The organism is Bifidobacterium sp. LH_417, from assembly GCF_056357035.1.
Map to the genome: position 1 here is coordinate 19970 of NZ_JBKEVI010000006.1, position 26405 is coordinate 46374.

At 66.6% G+C, this 26405-nt stretch carries 20 protein-coding genes; 11 read left to right on the forward strand and 9 right to left on the reverse strand.

Features of this window, described 5'->3' with window-relative positions:
* The 7 genes from pknB to AC1AYR_RS05295 are packed head-to-tail and all read right to left on the reverse strand — an operon-like array spanning nt 1 to nt 9258.
* Complete coding sequence (gene pknB, locus AC1AYR_RS05265) at nt 1-2097, reverse strand: Stk1 family PASTA domain-containing Ser/Thr kinase (RefSeq protein ID WP_476511804.1); 2097 nt, start codon at nt 2095-2097, stop codon at nt 1-3.
* Nucleotides 2094-3068, reverse strand: a complete 975-nt coding sequence (locus AC1AYR_RS05270) for a serine/threonine-protein kinase (RefSeq protein ID WP_476511803.1) — start codon at nt 3066-3068, stop codon at nt 2094-2096. The genes pknB and AC1AYR_RS05270 overlap by 4 nt, the downstream gene beginning before the upstream one ends.
* Complete coding sequence (locus AC1AYR_RS05275) at nt 3065-4531, reverse strand: peptidoglycan D,D-transpeptidase FtsI family protein (RefSeq protein WP_476511802.1); 1467 nt, start codon at nt 4529-4531, stop codon at nt 3065-3067. Before AC1AYR_RS05275 ends, AC1AYR_RS05270 begins: the two co-directional genes overlap by 4 nt.
* Nucleotides 4528-6036, reverse strand: a complete 1509-nt coding sequence (locus AC1AYR_RS05280) for an FtsW/RodA/SpoVE family cell cycle protein (RefSeq protein ID WP_476511801.1) — start codon at nt 6034-6036, stop codon at nt 4528-4530. The genes AC1AYR_RS05275 and AC1AYR_RS05280 overlap by 4 nt, the downstream gene beginning before the upstream one ends.
* Nucleotides 6033-7910 (reverse strand): PP2C family protein-serine/threonine phosphatase, encoded by a 1878-nt coding sequence (locus AC1AYR_RS05285; protein WP_476511800.1) that lies wholly within the window; start codon nt 7908-7910, stop codon nt 6033-6035. The genes AC1AYR_RS05280 and AC1AYR_RS05285 overlap by 4 nt, the downstream gene beginning before the upstream one ends.
* Nucleotides 7911-7917: 7 nt before the next feature.
* The gene (locus tag AC1AYR_RS05290) at nt 7918-8511 is read right to left on the reverse strand and encodes an FHA domain-containing protein FhaB/FipA (protein WP_476511799.1); all 594 of its coding nucleotides are present in this window, start codon (nt 8509-8511) and stop codon (nt 7918-7920) included.
* Nucleotides 8512-8556: 45 nt separating this feature from the next.
* Nucleotides 8557-9258 carry an FhaA domain-containing protein gene (locus tag AC1AYR_RS05295; protein ID WP_476502248.1) on the reverse strand — a complete coding sequence of 234 codons (702 nt, stop codon included), beginning with the start codon at nt 9256-9258 and terminating at the stop codon, nt 8557-8559.
* 410 nt (nt 9259-9668) lie between these two features.
* Between AC1AYR_RS05295 and AC1AYR_RS05300 the strand changes: the two genes are divergently transcribed.
* The 6 genes from AC1AYR_RS05300 to AC1AYR_RS05325 all read left to right on the forward strand — a co-directional run bounded on the left by AC1AYR_RS05300 (nt 9669) and on the right by AC1AYR_RS05325 (nt 18515).
* Nucleotides 9669-12569 (forward strand): prolyl oligopeptidase family serine peptidase, encoded by a 2901-nt coding sequence (locus AC1AYR_RS05300; RefSeq protein WP_476511798.1) that lies wholly within the window; start codon nt 9669-9671, stop codon nt 12567-12569.
* Nucleotide 12570: 1 nt separating this feature from the next.
* Nucleotides 12571-13668 (forward strand): alpha/beta fold hydrolase, encoded by a 1098-nt coding sequence (locus AC1AYR_RS05305; protein WP_476511797.1) that lies wholly within the window; start codon nt 12571-12573, stop codon nt 13666-13668.
* A 96-nt stretch (nt 13669-13764) separates the two neighbouring features.
* Complete coding sequence (locus AC1AYR_RS05310) at nt 13765-15513, forward strand: vWA domain-containing protein (protein ID WP_476511796.1); 1749 nt, start codon at nt 13765-13767, stop codon at nt 15511-15513.
* The gene (locus tag AC1AYR_RS05315; RefSeq protein WP_476511795.1) at nt 15513-16139 is read left to right on the forward strand and encodes a hypothetical protein; all 627 of its coding nucleotides are present in this window, start codon (nt 15513-15515) and stop codon (nt 16137-16139) included. The genes AC1AYR_RS05310 and AC1AYR_RS05315 overlap by 1 nt, the downstream gene beginning before the upstream one ends.
* Nucleotides 16136-17245 (forward strand): hypothetical protein, encoded by a 1110-nt coding sequence (locus AC1AYR_RS05320; RefSeq protein ID WP_476511794.1) that lies wholly within the window; start codon nt 16136-16138, stop codon nt 17243-17245. Before AC1AYR_RS05315 ends, AC1AYR_RS05320 begins: the two co-directional genes overlap by 4 nt.
* 76 nt (nt 17246-17321) lie before the next feature.
* On the forward strand, nt 17322-18515 hold the full coding sequence (locus AC1AYR_RS05325; protein WP_476511793.1) for a toxic anion resistance protein: 1194 nt from the start codon (nt 17322-17324) through the stop codon (nt 18513-18515).
* A gap of 72 nt (nt 18516-18587) precedes the next feature.
* Here AC1AYR_RS05325 and AC1AYR_RS05330 read toward each other — a convergent pair whose 3' ends face one another.
* Complete coding sequence (locus AC1AYR_RS05330) at nt 18588-18959, reverse strand: hypothetical protein (protein WP_476511792.1); 372 nt, start codon at nt 18957-18959, stop codon at nt 18588-18590.
* 129 nt (nt 18960-19088) lie between these two features.
* Here AC1AYR_RS05330 and AC1AYR_RS05335 point away from each other — a divergent pair, with 129 nt between their 5' ends.
* From AC1AYR_RS05335 to AC1AYR_RS05345, 3 genes are all read left to right on the forward strand, one after another.
* Entirely contained in the window at nt 19089-20000 is a 912-nt protein-coding gene (locus AC1AYR_RS05335; protein ID WP_476511791.1) for a DMT family transporter, read from the forward strand.
* 90 nt (nt 20001-20090) lie between these two features.
* Entirely contained in the window at nt 20091-20450 is a 360-nt protein-coding gene (locus AC1AYR_RS05340) for an acylphosphatase (RefSeq protein ID WP_476511790.1), read from the forward strand.
* Nucleotides 20451-21105: 655 nt separating this feature from the next.
* Nucleotides 21106-21636: an Hsp20/alpha crystallin family protein gene (locus AC1AYR_RS05345; RefSeq protein ID WP_476511789.1), complete on the forward strand. Its 531-nt coding sequence runs from the start codon at nt 21106-21108 to the stop codon at nt 21634-21636.
* A gap of 238 nt (nt 21637-21874) precedes the next feature.
* On the opposite strand, the gene AC1AYR_RS05350 is transcribed toward AC1AYR_RS05345, so the two are convergent.
* Nucleotides 21875-22105 (reverse strand): hypothetical protein, encoded by a 231-nt coding sequence (locus tag AC1AYR_RS05350; protein ID WP_476555146.1) that lies wholly within the window; start codon nt 22103-22105, stop codon nt 21875-21877.
* Between the two features lie 125 nt (nt 22106-22230).
* Here AC1AYR_RS05350 and AC1AYR_RS05355 point away from each other — a divergent pair, with 125 nt between their 5' ends.
* Both AC1AYR_RS05355 and AC1AYR_RS05360 read left to right on the forward strand, forming a co-directional pair.
* Nucleotides 22231-23667, forward strand: a complete 1437-nt coding sequence (locus tag AC1AYR_RS05355; RefSeq protein ID WP_476511825.1) for an alpha/beta hydrolase — start codon at nt 22231-22233, stop codon at nt 23665-23667.
* Nucleotides 23668-23699: 32 nt separating this feature from the next.
* Nucleotides 23700-26399 (forward strand): bifunctional lysylphosphatidylglycerol flippase/synthetase MprF, encoded by a 2700-nt coding sequence (locus AC1AYR_RS05360; protein ID WP_476511788.1) that lies wholly within the window; start codon nt 23700-23702, stop codon nt 26397-26399.
* Nucleotides 26400-26405: the final 6 nt, after the last annotated feature.

Here is a 26405-nt window from a genome sequence, read left to right on the forward strand (position 1 = left end):
TCACTGGGAGTTGCCGGAATTGCCGCTGTTGCCGGAGTCACTGTTGCCGGAGCCGTTGCTGCCGGAATCATCCGTGTCGCTGCCGGAACCGGAACCCTGCGTGGTGAGCGTGATCGTCGCACCCTTCTCGGCCTGACCGGAAGCGGGGTTCTGCGACAGGACCTTGTCGCTCGTGCCGGTCGAGCCGGACTGCGCGACGGTGAATCCGAGCGCCTCCAGCTGGGCCTTCGCGGCGGCATACGTCTGGCCGGTCACGTCGGGGACGTTCACCTGCTCCTTGCCCTTCGACACGACGATCGTGACGGCGGAACGCTGCGCGACCGTCGAACCCGAACCCGGGTTGACGCTCATCACCGTGCCGGCCGCGATCGTGTCCGAATACTCCTCGGTGATCGTCACCGTGAACTTCAGCCCCTGCAGCGTGGCCGTGGCCGCGTCCTTGTTCTGGCCGACGATGCCGTCCGGAATCTCCGTCATGCCGGAGGAGACGTACAGCTGGATCGCGGTACCCTTCGTCTGCGCCGTACCGGCCGCCGGATCGGTGCGCGTCACCTTATCCTGGTCGATGTCGGCGCTGTTCTCGGTCTGTACGCTGGACAGGACCTTGAATCCGGCCTTCTCCAACGCCGCCTTCGCCGCCGATTGCGACATGCCCTTCACATCGGGTACGGACGTCTCCTGCGGGCCCGCGGAGAACCACACCTTCACGGTGGAGCCCTTGGTGGCCTTCGTGCCGCCCTTCGGGCTCTGCTTGGTGAACATGCCCTCCGGCTCGGTCGAATCGGTGTCGACCATCGCCTGGAACTGGAATCCGGCCGCCTCGATCGTCGACTTGGCGCGGTCCTTCGTCATCGCGGAGGTGATCGTCGGCACGGTGGCGGTCTGCGCGACCGCCTTCTCGCCGCCCATCGCGAAGAATATGGCGATGAGGATCGCGACGACGACCAGGCCGCCGATCGCCGAACCGAGAATGATCTTCTTCTTACGCTTCTCCTTGGCCGCCGCCTCACGCTGTGCGGCGCGCGAACGGGCGGCCGCGGCGGCGGTCGACTGGCCCGCGCTGGCCGCAGCCGCAGCGGGCACACGGTCGAACTGGCCGGTCACCGGGTTGAACGCCTGCGTCGAGTTCTTGTCGTTCGGGTTGAGCGGCACGGTCGCGGCATCCTGTTCGGCCTGCTTGCGCGCCTTCATGTTCGCCAGATCGGTGAGCGGGTTGAACGCGGCCGCCACCGGCACGCCGCCGTTCATGTACGTGAGGATGTCGTTCTTGAAGTCGGCGGCCGTCGCGTAACGGTTCTGACGGTCCTTCGCCATCGCCTTCGCGCAGATCGAATCCCACATCTTCGGCAGTCCCGGCACGACGGCGCTCGGCGGCGTCGCCACTTCGGAGACATGCTGGTAGGCGATCGCCACCGCCGAGTCGCCGGTGAACGGCGGACGGCCGGTGAGCATCTCGTACAGCACGCAGCCGGCCGAATACAGGTCGGAACGCATGTCGACGGTCTCGCCGCGCGCCTGCTCGGGGGAGAGGTACTGTGCGGTGCCGACCACGCCCTGCGACTGGGTCATCGTGGCGGCGGAGTCGTCGAGCGCGCGGGCGATGCCGAAGTCCATGACCTTGACCATGCCCTGCTCGGAGATCATGATGTTGCCGGGCTTGATATCGCGGTGGATGACGCCCATGCGGTGCGAGTATTCGAGCGCGTTGAGCACGCCGAGCATCACCTGTTCGGCGTCGCGCTGCGACAGGGCGCCGTTCACGTGGAGGATGTCACGCAGCGTCTGGCCCTTCACATACTCCATGACGAGGTACGGTAGGAGTTCGGGCTGGCCGTTGTCTCCCATCACCGTCTCCTCACCCGAATCGTAGATGTTGACGATGTTCGGGTTGTTCATCTGCGCGACCGAATGCGCCTCGCGGCGGAACCGCTTGAGGAAGATCTCGTCGTTGGCGAGGTCGGCGCGCATGATCTTGATGGCGACGGTGCGGCCGAGTCGCGTATCCGTGGCGACGTGCACCTCGGCCATGCCGCCGCGGCCGACCAGCTGGCCCAGCTGGTAGCGGCCCTGGGCGAGAGAAGAGGGCATGTTGCTCATTGCTGCTCCTTCCAAAACGTCTGCTGGTTCGTGCCGGCGGCACGCCTGTCAGGCGACGAGACGAGGGGGATGTGCGGGGTGCTGGCGATCCTGCGCGGCAGGCGGCGCCCCGTGATGATGGTGGCATCGTTGAGTTCGGTCTGCTGGTCGAGCAGACGGCGTTCGATCCGCGCGAGCGTGCGGGAGACGACGAGCGCATCCTTCGGACGGTCGAGCGGGTCCTTGGCGAGCATCGACATGACGAATTCGCGCAGTTGCACGTCGATGTCCGCGGGGAGCGGGGGAACGGGGTCGTTCACGTGTGCGGCGGCGATGTCGACTGGCGTGGCGCCGGTGAACGGGCGGTGCCCGCACAGGCCCTCGTACGCGACGACGCCGAGCGAGTAGATGTCCGACTGCGGCGTGGCCTGCTGGCCCTGCGCCTGCTCGGGGGAGATGTACTGCGCGGTGCCGACGACCATGCCGTCCTGCGTGATCTGCTCCTGATTCGTGGAATAGGAGACACCGAAATCGGTGATTTTCACCTCGCCGTTGTCCGCGACCATGATGTTCGCGGGCTTGACGTCGCGGTGGATCACGCCGTGGCTGTGCGCGACGAACAGGCCGCGCGCGGTCTGGATGAGGATCGGCAGCAGTTCGAGCGGGTCCATCGCGCCCTTCTCGTGGAAGATGTCGGCGAGGGACTTCGACGGCACGTACTCCATGATGAGGAAGCCGATGCCGTCATGCTCGTAGTATTCGAACAATGCGGCGATGTTCGGATGCGCGAGGTTCGCGGAATTATGCGCCTCGGCACGCAGACGGCGCAGCTTCGCCTCCGCGTTCGTCAGATCCGAACGCAGCGCCTTGATGGCGACCGGGCGGCCGAGCTGGATGTCCCAGCCCTTCCACACTTCGCCCATGCCGCCTTTCGCGATGCGCGAGTCAAGGCGATATCGGCGATGGATCAGCTGTCCTTCGATCAGTTTCATTGCTTGAGCGCCTCCTCGAGTACGGAACGGAAAATCGGACCGGCGGAGGTGATGCCGTAGCCGGTGGTGTTGTGCACGACGACGGCGATTGCGATCTTCGGATCGTCGGCGGGGGCGAAGCCCATCACCCATGCGTCGATCGCGCTGTTGTCGGCACCGATCTGTGCGGTGCCGGTCTTCGCCGCCACGCTCACGCCGTCCGGGGCGAGCGTGGGGGAGTCCTTGGTGACGACTGCCTGCATCATCTGCGTGAGCTTGTTCGCCGTGTCCGAGCTGAATGCCTCAGACATCGTCGAAGCTTTCGTTTCGGACAGCACGGTGAGGTCGCTGGCGCGCACGCGGTCGACGAGCGTGGGGCGCATGAGCGTCCCGTCGTTCGCAATCGCGGCGGCGATCATCGCGTTCTGCAGCGGCGTCTCGGTTACATCACCCTGACCGATCGACGCGAGTGCAAGCTTGTCGTCGGTCATCGACGTCGGATAGTTCGAGGCGACGGCCTTCATCGGCGAGCCGGTCGCATCGGTGCCGTCCACGGTGATTGAGCTGCCGAAGCCGAGCTTCGTGGCCATGTCGGCGATCTTGTCCTCGCCGAGCGCGACACCGAGTTGCGCGAACGCCGTGTTCGACGAATAAGCGAGGGCGTCCTCGAAGCTGATCGTGCCGTTCGAGCCGTTCGCCTGGTATTCGACGTTGGTGAGATCCGTGACCGTACCGGGCAGTGTGTAGCTCGCGCCGGCCGGAATTTGCGTGTCGGTCTGGTACTGGCCGGTCTCCAGCGCGGCGGCCGCCACGACGGTCTTGAACGTCGAGCCGGGCGGGAACAGCTGGCTGGTTGCGTTGTTGAGCATCGGATTGCTCGGATCCTGGGTGAGGTTCGCGTAGTTGGAGGTCAGGTCCTTGCCGTTATGCGTGGTGAGCACGTTCGGATCGTAGCTGGGCGTCGACACCATCGCGAGGATGCGTCCGGTCTTCGGCTCGATCGCGACGACCGCGCCGGACTGGCTGCCGAGCGCGTTGTAGGCGACCTGCTGCAGCGCCGGACTGATCGACGTCTCGATGTTCGCGCCCTTGTTCTCGCTGCCGGTGAGCGTCGACTTGATGCGCTGCCAGAACAGGCTGTCCGATTCGCCGGAGAGCAGCGAGTTGCGCGACGCCTCGATGCCGCGGTCGGCGCGCTGGCTGATCGAGAAGTAGCCGGTGACGGGCGCGTACAGCGGGCCGTTCGCATAGGAGCGCTGGTATTTGAACGCGTCGTTCGATGCGTCGGATTTCGCGAGCACCGTGCCGTCCGAGGCGAGGATCGAGCCGCGCGGCGCGCCGAACTCATGGTAGAGGGCGCGCGAGTTGCGCGTGTCCGCGTTGAGTTCGGTCGCGCGGATCGCGGTGATGATCGTCGTCGACAGGCCGAGGATCGTGAACAGCACGATGACGGCGGTGAACAGCTGGCGGAGGGTCTTGTTCATCGGACCGCCTCCCCGGTGACTTGTGCGACTTGCGCGATTGGCGTGGCGCCTGCGGTGCGTGCGGCGTGCGAGGCGTGCGCACCATGCCGCGCACGCGCCTCGTCGGCCTCGCCGGATGCGGCGAGCTCCGCCTCGCGCTCCTTGAGCTCATGGTCGCGCAGCACCGCCATCGCCTCGAACTGGAACGTTTCCGAGTCGGTGTCCGGCGCGGGCTTGTTCGCCGCATTCGAGATGATGAGCAGCAGCGTCGCGAGGATGTAGTTCGCAATCAGCGACGAGCCGCCGGCCGCCATGAACGGCAGCGTGAGGCCCGTGAGCGGGATGACGAGCGTGATGCCGCCGACCACGGTGAACACCTGGAACGCCATCGTGAACACGAGACCGGAGGCGAGCAGTTTGCCGAAACCGTCCTTGATCTTCATCGCGGTGATGAATCCGGAGGCGATGATGATGACGTACAGCACGAGCACGGCCATGCAGCCGACGAGCCCCAGTTCCTCGCCCACCGAGGCGTAGATGTAGTCGGAGTTCGCGAACGGCGTGAGGTTCGGATGCCCCTGGCCGAGCCCGGTGCCGAGCAGACCACCCGAGGCGAGACCGAACAGGCCGGTCACGATCTGGTAGGAGCCGCCGTACGCGCGGTTGTACAGCTCATTGTCGAACGGATGCAGCCACGCGTCCACACGGGCGCCCACATGGCTGAACACGCTCGCGGCGAGCACCGCGCCCGCGGCGAACGCGATGAAGCCGATGACGATCCAGCTCAGGCGGCCGGTGGCCACGTAGAGCATCGCGACGAACATCGCGAAGAACATGAGCGACGTGCCGAGGTCATGCTGCATGATGAGCACGCCCATCGACGCGACCCACACGATGATGATCGGGCCGAGATCCTTGATGCGCGGCAGTTGCAGGCCAAGCACCTTCTTGCCGCCGACGGCCAGCTGGTCGCGGTGATCGAACAGGTAGGCGGCGAAGAAGAACGCGAGGAACAGCTTCGCGAACTCGCCCGGCTGGATCTGCCCGATGCCGGGAATCCTGATCCAGATGCGCGCGCCGTTGACCTCCTGGCCGAGCACCGGCAGCATCGGGGAGAGCAGCAGCACAAGACCCGTCACCATGCTCACATACGAGAACCGCCGCAGCACGCGGTAATCCCTGAGTCCGATGACGAGCGCCGCGCACAGCACAATCGCGACGCATACGAACATGATCTGACGCAACGCCACCGTCGTCTCGTTCTCATGGTCGATACGGGCGATCATCAGCACGCCGATGCCGGTGAGCAACAGCACGCACGGCTGGATCACCTGGCTCGCATACGGCTGGAACCGGTCCACGAGAATCCAGAACACGAGTGACAACGCGCAGACGACGCCCAGCGCGATCGCGTATTCGGACGGGAACGACCCCTCGACGCGATAGAACATCTGATAGAACGCGACCGCACAGATCGCGAACGCGGCCAACAGCAGCGCGATCTGGCGAAGACGGAGGGCGATCATTGCTGCGATCCGCCTTCCTTCGCCGTCTGATCGCCGGATGTCTTGTCGCCGCTCGTTGTGTCGCTGGAGCTGGAACCGGTCGACGCCTGCTCCTTCTCCATCGACTTCAATTCGTCACGAATCAGCTTGACATGATCCTGCGCTTCGCCGAGACTGTCGCGCACGATGCCCTGGCTGAGCTCGGTGCGCCACGTGGACGGCAGGCTGCTCACCTTGATCGTGGTGCGCTGCACCTCATGCGACAGCTCGAATCCTGCGAGATTCGTAGGCACCCCTTGATAGATCGCGACCACGCCATCCGCCTCGCCGACGTAATACTTCGACTGGCTGTAGCGGTACGCGCCATACAGGGCGCCGGCAATCGCTGCGAGTATCGCGATGACGGTGATGATGACCGCCACGCGCCGCCGCCGACGCTTGCCGCGCTCGGACTTGCGCTGTTCGACCTTCTCCTCGCGGATCGCGCGCTTGACCGCCGGATCGTTCGGATCGGCGGTGACTTCGCCGTCGCTCTTCTGGACGACCGGAATCTCGCCCGTATCCGGGTTGCGACGTTCGCCCGCCTCTTCGCGCACGATGGACGGCTGCGCGACGCGCGGCGCCTCCTCGGCGGCCGGTGCGGTCGCGGGCATCTGATGCGCCTCCTGCGTGAGCGCGGCCGCGCGGCGGGCCGGCGAGCCGTCGTCGCGCAGCGCGGGAGCCGTTGCGACCGGCTCGTTGACGATGTCGGCGAGCGGTTCGAGGCTCGCGCTCGCCGCGCCGCCGACGAGCGGCGTCTGCTGCGGCAGCGCGAACGCGTGTGCGTCGAGCGCGAGCGTTGCGTCGCCGATCACCGCGGTCACGTTGTCGGTGCTGCCGGCGCGCAGCGCCATCGAAACGAGATGCTGGGCGCATTCGGCCGGATCGGACAGTTCCATCATCGTCTCGGCGATCGTGGAATCCTCGAGCACGCCGCACAGGCCGTCGGAGCACAGCATCCAACGGTCGGCCGGATGCGCCTTGAGGATCGCGATGTCCGGATGGGGGTCGATGTCGAAATCGCCGAGCACGCGCATCACCACGTTGCGTTGCGGATGGTTCTTCGCCTCCGACTTGGTGATGCGGCCCGTGTCGATCAGATGCTGGACGTAGCTGTGGTCCTGCGTGGCACGGCTGAGCACGCCGTCGCGCAGCAGGTAGGCGCGGGAATCGCCGATGTGCGCGAGCACCCACCAGCCGTTGACGAGCGCCACGGCGGTCACCGTGGTGCCCATGCCGGCGAGTTTGCGTTCGCGGCGGGCTTTGCCGACGATCGCGTCGTGCGCGCCCATCACCGAGGTCTCCATCATCGACGCGATGGCGGCGACGTCGTCGGTCACGTCGTCGCGTTCGATGTGCGCGAGCGAACGGATGGCGATCGTCGAGGCGGTGTCGCCACCCGCGTGGCCGCCCATGCCGTCGCAGATCGCGATGAAATGCTCGCCAGCGAACGAGGAATCCTGATTGTTCGCACGCACGGTGCCCACGTCGGAAACGGTGGTCGAGCAGAGGAACAGTTTCTGGCCGTCGGAACCGCCGTCGCCGTCATCGTCGCGTGCGGCGTGACGCGGCTCCCCGGAGTCGTTGATCGTGTCGCCGATCGTATCTCCGATGGTGTCGCCGTCGAAGAGATCATGGCCGGCCGCGGCGTCGTGCAGGGCCGAGGCGATGGTGTCGCCGTCATCGTCATAGCTGGTGCCGGCGTGGTCGGCGTTGACGATAATCGGCGTCGTGGTCTGGACGTCGCGTGCGTTGACGTGCAGCGCCTGCGTGGCCTGAGCGTCGCGCACGGACGATTCCGCGGCGGAGTGCTGCGGAATCGGCGTGGTGGGCGACTGGTCGGCGGATCCTGTCATGGATGCATCACCTCAGCTCGAAGGTAGTGGCGCCGATGCGCACGGGCACACGGGCGGGAAGTACGGTTGGCACGGTCAGGCGCTGACCGTTGACGACGGTTCCGTTCGTGGAACCGAGGTCCTCGATCGCCCACTGGCCGGAATGCGGGTCGGCGTACACGCGGGCGTGACGCGAGGAGACGAACTCGTCGTCGAGCACGACGGTGTTCGACGCGGCGCGGCCGAGCGTGATCGTCTCGCCGGTCAACGGCACCGACGATCCCGCCAGCGGGCCGTCGATGATGACCAGCAGCGTGGGGCCTTGATGCGCGGTGGTGGACGGGGATGTCGCGCGCGGGGCCGCGGCCTGCCCGGAGGAGGCTCCCCGTCGCGGCGATTCCGCGGGGGAGGAGGGTGCCACGACGGGTGCGCCGCCCGTCACCGGAACGGCGGGGGCGGCGGCCTTGCGGGCGGCGTGGCGTTCCTTGCGACGACGCGAACGCGAGGGACGCGGACTGAAGGACTCGATGTCCTTATGCAAAGAACGCACGGCGAACCACGCGAATGCCCACAGCAGGATCAGGAATCCATACTTCAGCAGTGCGAATGTCAGTTCGGTCATGCGGTTTCGACCTTACTCTTACGGGTCTTCACGCCGTCGGGCGCGTCACTCCTGCTCCTGGGAGGAGGCCCAGTAGAGGATGCGCGTGCGGCCGATGGTGATGGTGTTGCCGTCCAGCAGTGTGGCGGCGGGCACCTGATGGCCTTCGACGTACGTGCCGTTCGTGGAGCCGAGATCGCGGGCGATCACGCCGTTCGGCGTGATGTCGATCTCAAGGTGCTTGCGGGAGATGCCCGGGTCGTCGATGACGATGTCGCAGCCGGAGCCGCGGCCCAGGATCGTCTTGTCCTTGGTGAGCAGGTACTGGCTGCCGTTGATCTCCAGCAGCGGGCTGTCCTGGTTCTGGTCGGTCGTGGTGACCGGCACCGCGTTGCCCTGCACCGAAGCGGAGGTGAGCTTGAAGCTGCCCTTGGACAGGTCGAGATCCTCCTCGAAGATCACGACCACCGGCCCGACGAACGCGTAATGCTGGGTGCGCGCGTAGTTCGTCAGGTTGTCGGCCAGCTCGTCGGCGAGGGTCTCGCTGCCCCACTGCTCGATGCGGTCAAAGTCGGGCGTGCTCAGCTTGAAGCGGTATTCGTTCGGGGCGACCGTGCGGTCGCGGCCCACCGGCATGGCCTCGTTGTCGATCTCGCGCTCAAGTGCGCTGGACAGGTCGACGGGCTGCAGATCCTTGGAGCCGAATTTCGAGAACACTCCGTTCACTGCGCCTTCCACGCTTTTCTCAAAACGGTCGAGAACGCTCATAGTCATCCCTTTCTATCCTTGACTAGTGTACGCAGGGGTTGGAACGCGCCATATTTCACGCGCCGATACTTGCAAAAGCACCACTTTGACACCACTTCGACGGCGCGTCGGCGCAGCGGCGTCCCTCGTTTAGGGCGCATCCCCCACTCGCCCTCGCTGGAGGCCGCGCTCCTTCTCGTCCCCGCTGGAGGCCGGTGCGCGGCCGAGTCTCTTCTCTCGCCCTCGCCGGCGGCGGAGGCCGGTGAACGGCCGCATCCCCCACTCGCCCCGCTGGCGGCGGAGGCCGGTGTGCGGCCGAGTCCTTCTCTCGCCCCCGCTGGCGGGGGCTGGCGGCGTAGCCGTCTGGGGGTGGTCCGCGATGCGCCATCAGTTCCCCGCCCTTCCGCACGAGTGCGGGTATCGTGGGCGGCATGAGTGTTATCGACGATTTTCCCCGCGCGAAGGCGCGCACCCTGCGGTTCACCTGCGGCGCACCGCGTTCCGCCACCGTGATCGGCGACGGTTCCGAGGCCCTGTTCCTGCGCTCCGACGGTCCCGAGGACCTGGTGACCGCTCTCTGGCTCAGCTGGTTCGACGCGGACGGCCGCCACCACGAGACGAAGCTCGCCGACCCGCGCGACCTGCTTGGCGATGCGGGAGCGGACGGCGAGGATGTGCCCGCCGAGGAGAAGGCGCGCCGCGAGCGCGCCCGCGAGGGCGGCGCCGGCATCGTCTCCTATTCGGTGTGCGCGGACGGCGACCGCATCGTGTTCACCATCAATGGACGGCTGTATCTCACCGAGATCCTGTGGGACGACGAGGCCGTGGCGTCGGACAGCGGGCTCCCCGGCGACATCCCGCCGAACGCCGGTGAACGCCGCCGGGGCCATACCGTCACCCCCGACATCGCCACGCGAGAGCTCGCCGGCGCATGGCTCGACGAGGATCCGGCGCTGTACACGCCGGTCCTCAATCCGCGCATCAGCCCGGACGGCGACCATGTGCTCTACACCACCGGCGAGCACCTCATGCTCGTCGACATCGGCGACTGGCCGGACGACGCCGATGACCCGGCCGGTGACGCCGATGCGGATGCCGCCGGAACCGTCGACGACTACGAGCCGCTCGACGACCGTGTGACCGCGATCTACGGCGTCGCCGTCGAGGACGAAGACGGCAATCCAGCCGAGAACACGTGGCGGATCGGCCTCGCCGAATTCGTCGCCGGCGAGGAGATGGACCGCTACGACGGCTTCTGGTGGTCGCCTGATTCCCGTCATGTGCTCTTCGAATCCTTCGACACCGCCGACGAACCCACGTGGTTCATCTCCGATCCGGCCGACCCGGAGCGGCCTGCGGCCGGCCGACGCTACCCGCGTGCGCTCACTCGCAACGCCGACGTGTATCTCACCGCGCTCACGCTCGCCTTCGACGCGGACGACCGGTATGCGGGCATCACCGCGAACGCCGATGTCTCGTGGGATCGCGACGCCTACGAGTACGTGGCCGCGGTGCGCTGGACGGCCGGCCATGAACCAATCGTGCTCGTCCAGAACCGTCGCCAGACCCGCGACCAGGTGCTCGAAGTCGCGGTCGCGCGTCCCACGGACGACCATCCGTTCGGCTCCACCCGCGTACTTGAGGAACATGCGAATGAGCAGTGGATCGACCTCGTCGCCGGCGCGCCCGCGTTCACGCCCGACGGGCGGCTCGTGTGCGCGTGGAACGACATGGAAGGCGACACGAACCGGCTCACCGTCGACGGTCGCGCGTTCACGCCGCTCGGCTGGAACGTGCGCCGCGTACTCGACGTGACCGATACGGACGTGCTCGCCGTCGTGCAGCGCGACCCCGACCTCGCCCCTGACGAGCCCGAGGAGTGGCGGGGCGGCGCGGCCGAGGATGGCGCTGCCGGCGGCGCTGCGGATGACATGATGCGTGGTGCCGACGATGAATCCCACGTCGGCGCGCATGATGCTCGCAGTTTCGACGTGGTGAGCTTCGGCTACGACGGCTCGGTGACGCCGGTCACGAACCGCCCCGGCGTGTGGACCGCGTCACGTGCCGGCGACGGTATCGTCGTCACCGGCCGTTCGATGACCGCTCCCGGCGTCACCATGTCGCATTCGCCGGCCGTCAACCACCCTCCGGCACTGCGTGCCACCTCCCGCCAGCGGGAGGACGACTATGTTTCTTGCTCCCGCTCGGAGGCCGACCGTGTTTCTTGCTCCCGCTCGGAGGCCGACCGTGTTTCTCGCTCCCGCTGGCGGGAGCTGTCGGCGGAGCCGACTGAGGGTGGTCCCGATGCCGCCCCCAAGCGTGGCGACGGTCACGAGTCCGCGAATCCCGCGGCACCCGTCGCATCGATCGCGTCGACCGCCGCCGAACCTGGTTTCACGCCGAACGTGACGTTCACGCGCCTCGGCGAGCACCGTCTCTACACGGCGATTGTCGCGCCGAGCGCGTCCAGCCCGTACGCGCGCGCCGACAAGCTGCCCGTGCTGATGAAGCCGTACGGCGGTCCCGGCTTCCAGCAGGTCGCCGCCGCGCAGTCCTATTATTGGGACGCGCAATGGTGGGCCGATCAGGGGTTCCTCGTCGTCACCGCGGACGGTCGCGGCACCACCGGCCGCGGCCCGCGCTGGGATCGCGAGATCTTCGAGAACATGAAGGCCGTGACCCTCGCCGATCAGATCGAAGCCGTGCGCGCCCTGCCCGACGCGGTCGCCGCGCTCAACGATTCCCGAGTCCGTCGAGAGGAGGGCCGTGCCCTCCGCTCCCGCCGGGAAGAAGACTGTGCCACCTCCTATCGGGAGGAGGATCGTGCCTCCTGCTCCCGCTGGCGGGAGCTGTCGGCGGAGCCGACTGAGGGTGGTCCCGCGGCCGGCTGTCCGACGCGCATCCCCGCGCCGGATCTCGACAAGGTCGCGATGATCGGATGGTCGTACGGCGGATTCCTCTCCGCGCTCGCCGTGCTCGACGCGCCCGACGTGTTCGCCGCCGCGTGCGCCGGCGCGCCGCCCACCGACTGGACGCTCTACGACACCCACTACACCGAGCGTTACCTCGGTCTCGACCCGGCCGTATACGAACGCAACTCGATCATTGCGGACGCCCCGAAGCTCGAACGCCCGCTCATGCTCATCCACGGGTTCGCCGACGACAACGTGACCATCGCGCACAGTCTGCGTCTCTCCCAGGCGCTCATGGCGGCCGGGCGGGCGCACACGTTCCTGCCGCTCACCGGCATCACCCACATGACCAACGACGAGACGGTCGCCGAGAACCTGCTCGTCCTCCAGCGCGACTTCCTCAGGGACGTGCTCGCGTAGGATGGACGGCATGACGCAGCTGCACATGATCGATGAAAGCCAGTACGCCGAAACGATGCGGAACACGGTGATTCCGGCTTTGGAAGCCTGCCGCGACGAAGGATGGTTCGATCCGTCGGCCGCCGAGCGCGCCGCAGGCCTCGAACCGCTGCCCGGCCGCCTCGACACCGGCGGCCGCGGCGGCCAGCTGCACTACCTGTGCTATGACGCGGCCAAGTTCGACGCGGAACGCGAAAGCGGCGCTACTGCGGTCTTCCGCGGTGCGATTGTGATCAGTCATGGGTTCACCGAGTTCGCGGAGAAGTACGACGAACTCGTCTGGTATTTCCTGCTCTCCGGCTATTCCGTGTGTGTGCTCGATCATCGCGGGCACGGCAAGTCGGCGCGTGACGTCGACAACCCGTCGCTCGTCTGGATCGACGATTGGCGGCGTTATGTCGCCGATCTCGCCGGATTCGCCGAGACCATCGGACAGTCGTATGCGGACGGACGTCCGCTCAACCTGTTCTGCCATTCGATGGGCGGCGGCATCGGCGCGGCCGTGCTGGAACGCTACCCGTCGCTGTTCGACCGTGCCGTGCTGTCCGCGCCGATGATCGCGCCGCAGACCGGTATGCCGATGTGGCTGACGCGCGCGCTTGTGGGCACGCTGTGCGCGTGCGGACTGGGCCGTCGCCGCGTGTTCGGGCAGAAGGATTTCGACGGCGTGCTCGACCTGGGCGCGTACCAGTTGTCGAGCGAGCCGCGCGAACGCTGGTACCACCAGCTGCGCTGCGACAATCCCGAATACCAGACGTACTGTGCCTCGTTCGAATGGGTGCGGCAGGCGATGCGCATGAACCGCGCCGTGCTCGCCCCGGCCGCGTGCGCCGAAATCGAGACGCCGATTCTGCTGTTCCAGTGCGGGCACGACATCTGGGTGCGCAACCAGCCTCAGACCGAGTTCGTGCGTCGCGTCAAGGATGGTTCCGGCGAGGCGGAACTCGTGTATCTGCCCGACTCGGAGCATGAGGTGTTCTCGATGCCGAACAAGGTCTACGAGCCATACCTGGAGCGTATCCTCGCCTTCTACGCCGAAAAGATGATCGCCGAGGAGTAGCGCCCTACGTAGGCGGGTGTTGTTTTTCATCCATTGTTCACCTTGATGTCGCTTGGCGGTATCGGGGGCGCAAGAACCGCGTCCGACAATGGAATCATGGATACGAAAGTTGGGTTTCGCCGTCGAATCGCCGCAGCGGCGGCAGTGATCTGCGCCGCCGCCATGATGCTCACCGGATGTGCGTCAGGTGGCAACGGCTCGGGGGGTTCCGGTGACGGCGCGAACGGGGCGAGTGGCAACGGATCCGGCGCAACCGGCACCTCCTCGACGAGCAACAACGGCACCACGCAGACGTTCAAACCCGCCTCCGGTTCCGCCGGCGACATCCGCATCGCCTCCGGTTCGGAGAACAAGGAGGTGGCCGGCGCGATCCAGAAGGCCGTGGATTCCTCCGGCGTGACCGTGACCGTTGACTACATGGGTTCGCTCGACATCATGAACGTGCTCGAATCCGGTGCGGCCGACTACGACGCCGTATGGCCCGCCTCCTCGATGTGGATTTCGATGGGCGACACCAAGCATCTCGTCAAGGACGCGCAGAGCACGTCCACCACGCCGATCGTGTTCGGCATCGCGAAGAAGAAGGCGGAACAGCTCGGCTGGGCGGACTCCTCCGGCAAGACAAAGGCCGTCTCCACCGCCGACGTGCTCGCGAAGGTGCAAAGCGGCGATCTGAAATTCTCGATGACCTCCGCCACGCAATCCAACTCGGGAGCCAGCGCCTACCTCGCGTTCATGACCGCGCTGCGCGGCGGCACCGGCCCGATCACCGACAGTGACCTCGCCGACAGCTCGCTTACCTCGAACGTCGCGCAGCTGCTCAAGGGCGTGGATCGTTCCTCCGGCTCCTCCGACTGGCTGAAGGACATGGTCGTGGCCAGCCCCGACCGTTTCGACTCGATGGTCAACTACGAGTCGCTCGTCATCCAGGCGAACAAGACGCTCGCCAGCAACGGCCATGATCCACTGCTCACCATCTACCCGTCCGACGGCATCGCCGTGTCCGATTCGCCGCTCGGCTACGTGGATCGCGGCCAGGCGTCCGGCAAGCGCAAGGCGTATGACGCGTTCGCGAAGGCGCTGCGTTCCAAGGATTCCAAACTCGAGTTCGAGCGCGCGGGACGTCGCACCGGCCTCGGCGGCGCGCTCACCTACGCTTCTGACAGTCAGGTCAAGCAGTCGTTCCGCGCCGAATGGGGCATCAGCACGGATGCGAGCACGTTGAAGACGATTCCGATGCCCGCCGCGAAGACCATCACCAAGGCGCTCGACGTGTATCAGACCGCGCTGCGCAAGCCCAGCTGGACCGTGTGGGTCGTCGACTACTCCGGTTCGATGAGCGGCGACGGCAAGAACGGCGTCGTCAAGGGACTCAACGCGGCGCTCGACCCGACCGAGGCGGCGAAAGCGCACATCCAGCCCGCCGGCAACGACGTCAACATCCTCATCCCGTTCGAAAGCCTCCCGCACGACCCGGTCCGCGCGAACGGCGCCGACACGGGCGGACTGCTCAACACGGCCAACGTCACCGCGGCCGACGGCGGCACCGACATCTACGCGGGCCTCGAAGCCGCGTACCAGCAGCTGCCCGGTGCCGACCAGAGGAACGACTACACGACCGCGATCGTGCTGATGACCGACGGCCGCTCGCAGGTCGACAACCGTGACGCCGCGCTCGCCCAGTACAAGGACGCCCGGCTCGACGTGCCGATCTTCTCGATCATGTTCGGCGACGCCGATTCCGCACAGCTCGACCCGATCGCGAAGATGTCCAACGCGAAGGTGTTCGACGGCCGCACCGGCGACCTCGCCGACGTGTTCCGTACCGTCAAGGGATTCAACTGATGCTTCAGATCATCTGCGGAATCATCGCCGGCGGCGTGCTGGCCGCGCTCGGATTCGCCGTGTCCGGCGGCGGCATCCCCGGTCTCATCGTCGCGCTCGTACTGGCGGCACTCGGCTACGTCGCCGCGTCGACGCTCACCGAACCGGAACGCCGCATCGGTCACATGCTCGCCAGCGCGCTGCCGAACGGACAGAAGGCGGCCGACGCGATCGACGCCGCCAACTCGCGTCTCAACGCGATCACCATGCTCGCCAGGCAGGTGAACGACGAGGACGTGCGGCGCGAAGCGGACGACTTCATCGCCGCGACGCGCAGCCTCGTCGACTACGTCGCCAAGGACACGTCCGCCTACGCGATCCTGCGCCACTACATCACCGTGTACGGCGAACAGACGCAGAAACTGCTGCGCGCCTACGTGGACGTCGAATCGTCCGGCGCGCACGACCAGACCGCCAAGGCGCGCAGCGAGACCATCGAGGCGCTGCAGGTGCTGGAACGCACTGCAGCCGGTGAGCTGAGCCGCGCCGTCAGCTCGAAGACGCTCGGCATCGCCGCCGACTCCGACGCGATCCAACGCCTCGCCAGCATGGACGGCTACCAGACGGAAACGGAGCCCAAGCAATGAAACTGTCGAAATCGAAGATCATCGGACTGGTGGCGCTGCTCGCCGTCGTCGCCGTCATCGCGGGCACGCTCGTCTGGCGGCAGGCGCAACCCAAGCCCGCCGCGCCCGTCGAAACGGTGAAGGTGAACGGCTATCTCGGCGGCGAGAAGATCGGATTGTTCGACGACCCCGACTTCGCCAAGGCCGCCGCCGCGCAGGGTCTCAGCATCGACTATCGCAAAGCCGGCAGCCTCGCCATGATGACCTCGGACATGAAGGGCATGGACTACCTGTTCCCCTCCTCCCGCGCCGCCGTCGAATACGGCACCGCGCAGGGCGTCAAGGCCACGCAGAGCGACATCGTCTTCAACTCGCCGATCGTGCTGTACACGCACAAGGCCGTCGCCGACGGGCTCGTCGCCGGCGGACTGATGAGCAAAAACAAGGACGGCGTCTACTCGATGGACATGGCCAAGGCCGTCGACGCGATGGTGCATGACAAGACGTGGGCGGACGTCGGCTACACGGCCGGCTACGGGCAGTTCCGCATCGACTCCACCGATCCGGTCCAGTCCAACTCCGGCAACGAGTACGCGGCGCTCATCGCCAACGTGCTCAACGGCGGGCAGCCCGCCACCGTCGATTCGCTCGCCCGCGACAAGGAGACCATCAAGTCGATCTTCGCGAAATCCGGGTGGATGGAGACCTCCTCCGAGGATTCGTTCAACCAGTTCCTCACGCTCGGCGTCGGCTCCAAGCCGATGATGGTCGGCTACGAATCGCAGATCCTCGACCTCGCCGCCAACCAGCCCGACGCGTTCAAACAGATCAAGGACGACGTCGTCATCGTCTACCCGACACCGACCGTGTGGAGCACACACACGCTCATGACCCTCGACAAGAAGGGGGAGAAGCTGCTGAGCGTGCTCAAATCGCCCGCGATCCAGAAACTCGCCTGGGAACAGCACGGATTCCGCGCCGCCAACTTCACCGGCACCGACTCGATCAAACGGTTCAAAGTGAACGGCACGCTCGACCAGATCCCCGCCGTCTCCGAACTGCCCCGCAACAACGCCATGCAGGAGCTGATCGAAGCACTCAAAGGAGTGACGCCGCAGCCGCAGTGACGCTGCCCGCGCGCCCCGCCGCCATCGGAGCTGACCGGGGGAGAGCCCCACACACACGAAAGGAACCACAATCATCATGGCAAAACAAATCTCACTCGCTGACCTCGCCGGCGGCAACACAGTCACCAATCCCGCACTCGCCGGACTGGACGGCACCGGCGCGAACGGTGCCGCCGCCGGCGACTTCGTCCCCACCGCCGCGCAGGCCGCCGCCGACGCGGCGAACCTCACGCCCGACCAGCAGATCGCGAAACTGCCCGCCGCGGACCAGCAGGCCGTCGCGCAGATGGCCGACCAGATCGACTTCATGCGCACCGGCATCGAATCCAGCTACGGCAAGGACGCGCAGCGCGCCACCAGCACGTTCGCCGACGAAATCCTCTCCGAAACCCGTTCGAAGGACACGGGCGAGGCGGGCGAACTGCTCGGCACGATGCTCGTCACCATCGACGAGGCCGAACTCGGCGGATTCCGCAAGATTCCGATCATCGGCCAGGTCGCCGTCTCCATCGACAAGCTGCGCCGCCGCTACCAGAAGGTCGACGCGCAGATCGACGAGATCATCACCAAGCTGGAAGCCGCGCAGGCGCGTCTCGTCGCCGACATCTCCATGTACAACACGATGTACGAGCAGAACGCGCAGCAGTACCGCGAACTCAAGATCACCGTGCTCGCCGGCAAGAAGGCGCTCGCTGACTTCCGTGCGACGCAGCTGCCCGCGCTCGAAGCGGAGGCGGCGAAGAGCGGCGACCCGATGCAGGCGCAGCTGCTCAAGGACTTCAAGGCGAAGCTCGACCGGTTCGAGAAGCGCCTCGACGACCTCGACCGCATCTCCGTCGTCACGTTGCAGACCGCGCCGCAGATCAAGATCATCCAGAACGCGGATCAGACCATCGTCGACAAGATCGACACGACCATCTCCACGACGATCCCGGTGTGGAAGTCGCAGATGGTGATCGCGCTCGGCCTGTCCAACCAGCGCAAGGCGCTCGATTTGCAGAACAAGGCCGACGACGTGACCAACAAGCTGCTGCAGCGCAACGCCGCCGCCCTGCACAAGGGTGCCGTGGACGCGGAGAAGGCGAACCAGCGGTCCGTGGTCGAGATCGAGACCCTGGAGAAGATCAACTCCGAGCTCATCGCCACGCTCAAGGAGACCGTGCAGATCCAGCGCCAGGGCAAGGCGAGCCGCGAGGCCGCCCAGGTGAAGATGCGTCAGATCGAATCCGACCTCAAGAACGCCCTCATCGAAAACGCCCAGGCGATGTGATTACCCGGCCCCTCCGAAGATCCGAAGGAGACTCCCGCGCAGCGGGTGGGGAGAGGCCGCGGCCTGCGACTCCTACTTGCGCTTGCCGGTGAACGGTTCGAGCAGTGTGTTCGGATTCGAGACGCCGAGCATGCTGCGCCCGCCCGTCTTCTCCGGGTGCCGGGCGATGATTGCCATCGAGATCGCGCCCGGCACCATGATGATCGCGAAGATCGCCGCAAGCCCCCAATGCACGAAGAACCCCAAGGCGAGGAAGACCGCGACCAAGGCGATCACGGTCGCGACGATGGTGATGGTGCGCGTCTTCGCGCTCACCGGTTTGAGACCGTCCTCCTTGAGGCCGTCTTCGGCGGGTTTGGCAGGCTGAGAGGTGGGCTGCGGACGACGGGCCTGCGCGGCTTGCGTCGCGCGCTTCGCGGCATCGGAATCATGTGCTTCGCTCATACGCCCCAGCATAGTGCTCGATGCAAGTGTCCGTAACCGGTCGTACCGGTGCCGTCTCGGTAGTGCTCCGACGTGTTCCGACGGTGTTCCGGCGCGGCCCGATAATCGTTCGGTGCCATACTGGTAGCTATGAGCGAGAAGAGCACCCCCACATTCGAACGCACGCCGCGTGACATCCTGATCGGCGCGGGCCTCGTCCTGCTCGGAGGTCTGCTGTGGGGCTGCAACGCCACCGTGTCGAAAGTACTGATGGGGCCATACCATGTCGGACCGCTATGGCTCGCCTGCATCCGCGAACTGTTCGCCGGAATCCTGTTCCTCGTCGCGGCCGGCATCCGCACGCCGAAACTTGTCGTCGGCGCGGCACGTGACCGCAAATCGTACCTGTCGTTCTTCCTCTGCTCGCTCGTATGCGTGCTCGCCGTGCAGGTCGCCTACCTCTCTTCGATCAACTGGACGAACGCCGGAACCGCCACCGTACTGCAGTCGCTGAACCTGCTGTTCGTGCTGCTGTTCGTCTGCATCCGCGGGCGGCGCCTGCCGGGACTGCGCGAAAGCGCGGGCGTCGCGCTCGCGTTCGTCGGCACCGTGCTCATCGCCACCGGTGGGGATTTGTCTACGCTGAAACTGCCGGCCATGGGGCTCGTATGGGGGCTTATCAACGCGGCGGCGACTGGTGCGATGTCGATTCTGCCGATGCGGCTCGTGCAGCGGTGGGGCAACATGGTGGTCAACGGCGTGATGTTCATCATCTCCGGCATCGTGCTGCTGCCGATCGTGCGGCCGTGGGCCGGGTCGCCCTCGTTCGACGGGCTCGGCTGGGCGCTGATGGCGTTCACCGTGGTGTTGGGCACGTTCGGCGCGTTCGGTCTGTTCCTCGCCGGCGTGGTGCGGGTCGGTGCGATGCGTGCCACGATGCTCGGCACGGTCGAGCCGGTCGCCGCCACCGTCTCCTCGGTGCTGTTCCTTGGCGCCGTGTTCACGCCCACCGACCTGGTGGGCTTCGTGCTCATCCTCGCCATGGTGTTCCTGGTGCGGTGACGGGAGCGTGGGTGGGTTCCCTCTCCTCCCTTCTTCCCCTTCCCCTCTTTTCTTGTGGAGGAGGATACTGGACTTTATCGAACGATTGGAATGACTATGAGCGATGAGATTATCCGTGTGCATGCCGCGGTGACGGGTATGGTGCAGGGCGTGGGATTCCGCTACTTCGTGGTGATGAAGACCCGCGCGATCGGCGGGCTGTCCGGGTGGGTGCGCAACCGCTACGACGGGTCGGTGGAGGTCGAGGCGCAGGGGCCGCGCGCCGCGGTCGCGCAGCTGATCAGCGCACTGAAGGTCGGCCCCCGATGGTCGCAGGTCGACCATGTGAAGGTGCGGGAGATTCCCGTGGAAGATGATGGCAGGTTTGGTGGCGCCAAGCCCGACGTCAGGGCCGCTCTCCGACGTGCGTCGAATCATGCCGAGGCCTTCCGCGTCTACCCGGATGCCTGATTGACGCCGGCATTGCCTCGCAAGGGCGTTCGGTGCCGCTCATATTCCTTGTACCGCTATGGCGTATGCAGTCTGGGCGCGAATGTGTATGGTTCGCGGAACGATGTGTATGGTTTCCAATTGAATGTGCACGGTTTTACAACGAATGTGTAGTCCGTTGGCACCCACCTGCAGAGTGGGGTCGTGAAGGATCGCCGTCGCGATCCGGTAGTCGGCGTGACCTTCGGCGGAATTCCGGGCTTTTTCCCGGGCGCCGATGCCATGGCATGGCGTCCTCCAGCACCATACCCCACACATTCGGGTTGGAAGACCACACATAGCATCGAGAATCATGCAGATCATGCCCTGAACCATGCACATCACCCTGCAAACCATGCACATCCACCGTGGAACCGTGGAAGTGATTCCCCGTCGCCCCGTCGCTTGCCGTTCCGCCGCACCCGCAATCGGGAATTCCCGCACATGTTCACTGTGGGTAAAACCGCGGAATGATTCGGCGTCATGGGAATTGAGGGAAGTGAAAGGCGAAGGTGAGAGCCCCGGAAGGGGTTCCGGAACCGGCCACGATATCCGTCGCGGTCGCCGTCCCCGGCTGGGGCGGCGGTCGGCGTCGGTAGCCAACCCGTGTTCCCTCCTTGATGAAGGAGTACCGATTATGGCGATGTTTCCGGCTTTGATGAATGACACGATGTTCTCCGATCTGTTCGATGACCCGTTCTTTGAGGGGTGGCGCAACATGGACAACCAGATGGGCTCCATGATGCCGGCGAACACGATGGCGAACATGATGACCACGGATGTGCGTGAGACCGACAAGGGCTACGACGTGGACATCGATATGCCGGGCTTTAAGAAGGACGACATCAAGCTCGAGCTCAACAACGGCTATCTGACCGTGTCCGCCTCGCGCAGCAGCGAGCATGAGGACAAGGCCCCGGAGTCCGCGAACGGCTCCGACGCCCAGGGTAAGGGCGAGCAGTGCGCCTGCGGCCCGGACGAGTCCGGTCGTTGGCTGCGCCGCGAACGCTACATGGGTTCCTGCTCTCGCAGCTTCTACGTGGGCGACGAGGTGAAGGAGTCCGACATCCACGCCAGCTACAACAACGGCACGCTGTGCATCCAGGTTCCGAAGATGCAGGCCCAGCCGCAAGTCGAGTCCAAGCACCAGATTGCGATTGAAGGCTGACGCGTTAAGCGGACACCCCGGTGGGGTGTCCGTAGCGTCAGCCTGAGTGAGGCGGAAGCCGAGCGAGGGTAGGTTTGGTTCCGGCCGTAGGCCGGTCCGAAGTTGCGGGGCCGGAGGAGACGCGTTAAGCGGACACCCCGGTGGGGTGTCCGTAGCGTCAGCCTGAGTGAGGCGGAAGCCGAGCGAGGGTAGGTCTGGGTCCGGCCGTAGGCCGGTCCACAATTGCAGGGCTGACGCGTTAATACGCCGTCCGCCCCATACGTCCCCCTTCCTTGGGATTGAGTAGACGGGCGACGCGGAAACAATGCCAGCCAACCAAAGAGGCCGGCGCGTCGAGATTGATTCCCGATGCGCCGGCTTCTTTGTCGTTGTGGAAGGTTGTCACAGCCTGATAGGGGGCAGCCTGATAGGGGACAGCACGTCCGCCGGCTTTTACCCCGCCTATGAATGCGGCACCTGAATGATTCATGGGAATCGTCGGTGAAAAGCTTGGGTTTTCTCGCGCATTCCTGAATCGCGCGTTAGGCTTACGTGCGCATTGTGAAGTATGGCATGGGGATGATCAGGATGTTCGCAGCATCGTCGGCATGGTTGATGCAGATGTCGTTGGTTCACGGCGCATTGCCGCGAACCGTGTTCGTGCTCACCGCCTGCGTCGCCGTCGCGCTCGCCGTCTCGTTCGTCATCGCAATACTCCGTCCCGCCCGTCCCGCCCGCGCCACCCATCCAACCCGTCCCGCCCGCGCCGTCGCCATCTCCATTGCGGTCATCCCCGCCGCCGCGGCCGTCGCCGGCCTCATCGGCCTCCTGCTCGCCTGGTTCCTGTCCGACGGCATCATGGTGTTCGGCGTCTCGCTCGGCTGGCCGGTCATCATCGCCATCTCCTGCGGGTTCGCCGGCCTCGGTGCGATCGTGGCCGCGCTCGTCGTCGCGGACCGCCGTCGTGCGCCCTGCGCCGTCGCCCGTCGTGTCACTCGCGTGATCGCCGTCATCCTCATCCCGCTCACGCTGCTCGCCACCGCATTGCGCGTCGACGCGATCTTCGGTGAATACCAGACCGTCGGCAGCGTCGTCGGGTACACCCCATACGCGTCGATCGACTCGGTGGTCATCCATCGTCCGGCCATGACGGTCGCGCAGTGGCGCGCCGCCGCCGCGCGCCGCGCCGCGCCGGACCATCCCGCGCACGGCAGGGTGCTGGCCGTGACCATCCCGAACGTGAAATCCCGCTTCCAGGCGCGCAAGGCGATGGTGTACCTGCCGCCGGCCGCGCTCGCGAAGACGCCGCCGCGGCTGCCGGTCATGGAGCTGCTCGCCGGGCAGCCGGGCAGTCCGGGGCGTCTGATCGCGGCGGGGGATATCGCGCGCATGATGAACACGTATGCCGCCGCGCATGACGGTCTCGCGCCGGTCGTCGTCGTGCCGGACCAGAACGGTGCCGACACGCACAACAGCCTGTGCGCCGACACCAGCCAGGGCGACGCCGAAACGTATCTCACGCGCGACGTCGTCGCATGGGCGAAACGCGCGTTGCCCGTCGCGACTGACCCGCGCATGTGGGCGATCGGCGGGTTCTCGCAGGGCGGCACGTGCACGATGCAGCTCGCGCCGCGCCACCCGGACCTGTACGGCGCGATGCTGCCCGTCGATGGTGAACTCAAACCGACCAACGGGTCCGTCGCCGAGATGACGAAGAACTATTTCCGCGGCCGTCGCGCCGACTATGACGCGCAGGTGCCGGTCAACGCGCTCGCCGCGCTCGACCCCGGCGAGGCGCGCGGACTCGCGCTGTTCGCGGGCGCGGGGGAGCGCGACAAGGAGTCCGTGCGCAACATGCGCACGATCGCCACGGCCGCGCGCAAGGCCGGCATGAGCGACGTGACCGAGATCGTCGTGCCCGGCCGCGGCCACGACTGGCACGCGGTGCAGGCCGTGTGGAAGCCCGGCGTCGACTGGTTCGGCGCGCGCACCGGGCTCGGTGCGATGGCGAGGAGCGTCAAGGATTATCCGCAAGTGGAGGTGCAGGAATGAGCGGAGGTGCAGGAATGAGCGGAGGTGCAGGAATGAGCGGAAAGAAGACATCCAGCCAGGCATGGCAGGCGCTCGCCGGCGACGCGCGGCGATGGGCGGCGTCGCACCGGTTCGCCGTCGCCGCGACGCTCGCGTTCGCGGTGGTGAACCTCGTCGCCTGGATTGTGGCGGCCGTCACTGGATTCGACTTCCCGTTGCGGTTGCACACCAGCATGGCCGAGTTCAGCCTCGGCAAGCTCCTGTGTTCGCTGTTCCTCGCGCGCGGCGTCATCCAATTGGTCATTGACGCGGCGTTGTGGCTTGTCATGCTGTCCATCGCCGAACGGTGGATGGGCCGCGCGCGCACCGTGCGCATCGCCGTCGCATGCGCGCTCGGCGGTGTGATCGTCGGGCTCGCCCTGTGCGCTGCGACCGGCTCGCTGCTGCACGACACCCGCATCGTCGAACGCATCTCGTTCGTGCTGAGCCCGCTCACCCTGCCGGTCGGCGCGCTGATGGCCGCCAGCGCGTACTGCACGCACCTGTGGCGGCAGCGCATCCGGCTCGTCGGCTACGTGGCGATCCTGGTCACGCTGCTGTACAGCGGCAATCCCGGCGGCTACTGCATCCTCGCCACCGCGGTCATCGGACACGTCGCCGGCGCGGTGATGCGCCAGCGCGAGCGTCGCGTCGGCGTGCTCGACGCGACGCATGGTGCGACGGTCGGCGCGTCGAACGCTGACTCCGCTGACGCCGCCGAAACCCGCTGGTACTGGCTGCGCGGCACCTCATACGAGATCCGCCGTCTCTACGCCGCGATCGCCGTCGTGCTCGCGCTCGGCCCGGTGCTCGCCATCACCGCGCACACGCACGCCGGGCCATTGAGCACGCTGGGACTCATCATGAGCCCGGCCGCGGCCGACGACGGCACGCTCGCCCGTTGCATCGCCGGCTTCACGCGCACCGACTGCTTCCTCCAGTTCGACCTGCTGCGCACGTCGATGCCCGGCGCGGTGCTGCGCTCGCTGCTGCCCACCGCCGTCACGCTTGTGCTCGCGTGGGGCCTGTACCGCGGCCGTCGGTTCGCCGCAGTCGTCTCCATCGCCGTCAATCTCGTCACGGCGGGCGTCGCGGTCGCCTACTATCTCGTCGTGCCGCTGCGGTTCGCGCCGGACGGCGTCTACTCGCTCGTCGACCATGGCGCGTTCGCCGCGTGCGTCGCGAACGTGCTGCCGCCGTTCGCGTTCGCCGCGGCGCTGTTCGTCGGTCTGCGCCGGTTCCCGGTGCGCGTCGGATGGCGGCGGCTCGCCGGCGGCGTCGCGGCGTGCGTGCTCGCGCTGCTCGCATGCACGGCCGTGTACCTGTTGTACGGTCTCGCGCTTCCGGGCGAGTTCGCGCCGCGCGCCACGGCCGCGACGCTGCTCGCCGAGCTGCCGGGACGGTTCCTGCCGATCGGGTTCCTCAGTCACGTGCGGCTCGCGTTCGTGCCGGTCACGCCGCTTGCGTCGATTGTGTACCAGGGCGTGGGGCTCGTGTTCTGGATCGTCGTGCTGGTGGTCGTCGTGCGTTGGACGGGCGACGTGACGGCGGTCGACGAGCGCGCGCACGCCCGCGCGGAACGGCTCGTCGAGGCCGGTGGCGAGTCGATGAGCTTCATGACCACGTGGGAGGGCAACGAGTATTGGATGTCCGATTCCGGACGGTCCGCGATCGCGTACCGCGTGTGGGGCGGCGTGGCGCTCACCTGCACCGGGCCGTTCGGCGATCCCGCGGAATGGGATGACGATCTGACCGCGTTCTCCAGGTATTGCGCGTCGCGGTCGCTGACGCCCGCGTTCTACGCGGTGCATCGCGGACAGCGCGACCGGCTGCTCGCGATGGGATGGCAGTCGATCGAGGTGGGCGGCGAGATGGTCGTCGACCCGCGGCAGTGGAAGACCACCGGCAAGAAGTGGCAGGACATCCGCACCGCCATCAACAAGGCGAAGCGGCAGGGCGTCGTAGACGTGTGCTCCACGTTCCTCGATGCGCCGCTCGACGTGCGCGAGCAGATCGAGGACATCTCCGAGGAGTGGGCGCAGGGCAAGGCGCTGCCGGAGATGAAGTTCACCTTGGGCGGCGTCGAGGAGCTGCGTGACCCGCGCGTGCGGCTGCTGTATGCGGTCGACGCGGACGGGCGTGTGCTCGGCGTGACCAGCTGGCTGCCCACGTGGCGTGACGGGCGGATCGTCGGATGGACGCTCGACTTCATGCGGCATCGTCCGGACAGTCCGAACGGCGTGATGGAGTTCCTGATTGCGCGCATGGCGGAACGGTTGCGCGGCGAGGGGCGCGGCGAGGGGAAGGCTTCGCCGGGGCAGGCGGTCGAGTTCATGAGCCTGTCCGCCGCGCCGCTGGCGGGGATGAACCCAGAGCGGGACAATACGCTGCCGGGCGGCGTCGAGGCTGGTGAGGCCGGCGGTGAGGCTGGTAGTGAGGCCGGCGACGGTGAGGCCGGCGACGGGCGCATGGACCCGGGCGTCGAGGTGCTGCAGCACGCGCTCCAGCTCGTGGCCGACTGGATGGAGCCCGCGTATGGCTTCCATTCGCTGTTCAACTTCAAGCGCAAGTTCCAGCCGAGTGAGGAGCCGGTGTACGTGTGCTACCCGGATGCGGCGAAGCTCGCGCAGATCGGCCTGGCCGTGACGCACGCCTACGTGCCGTCCGTCACGCCCGGCGAGATAGCGGGCATGCTCCGGGCGCTGCGCCGGTAGTCTTGG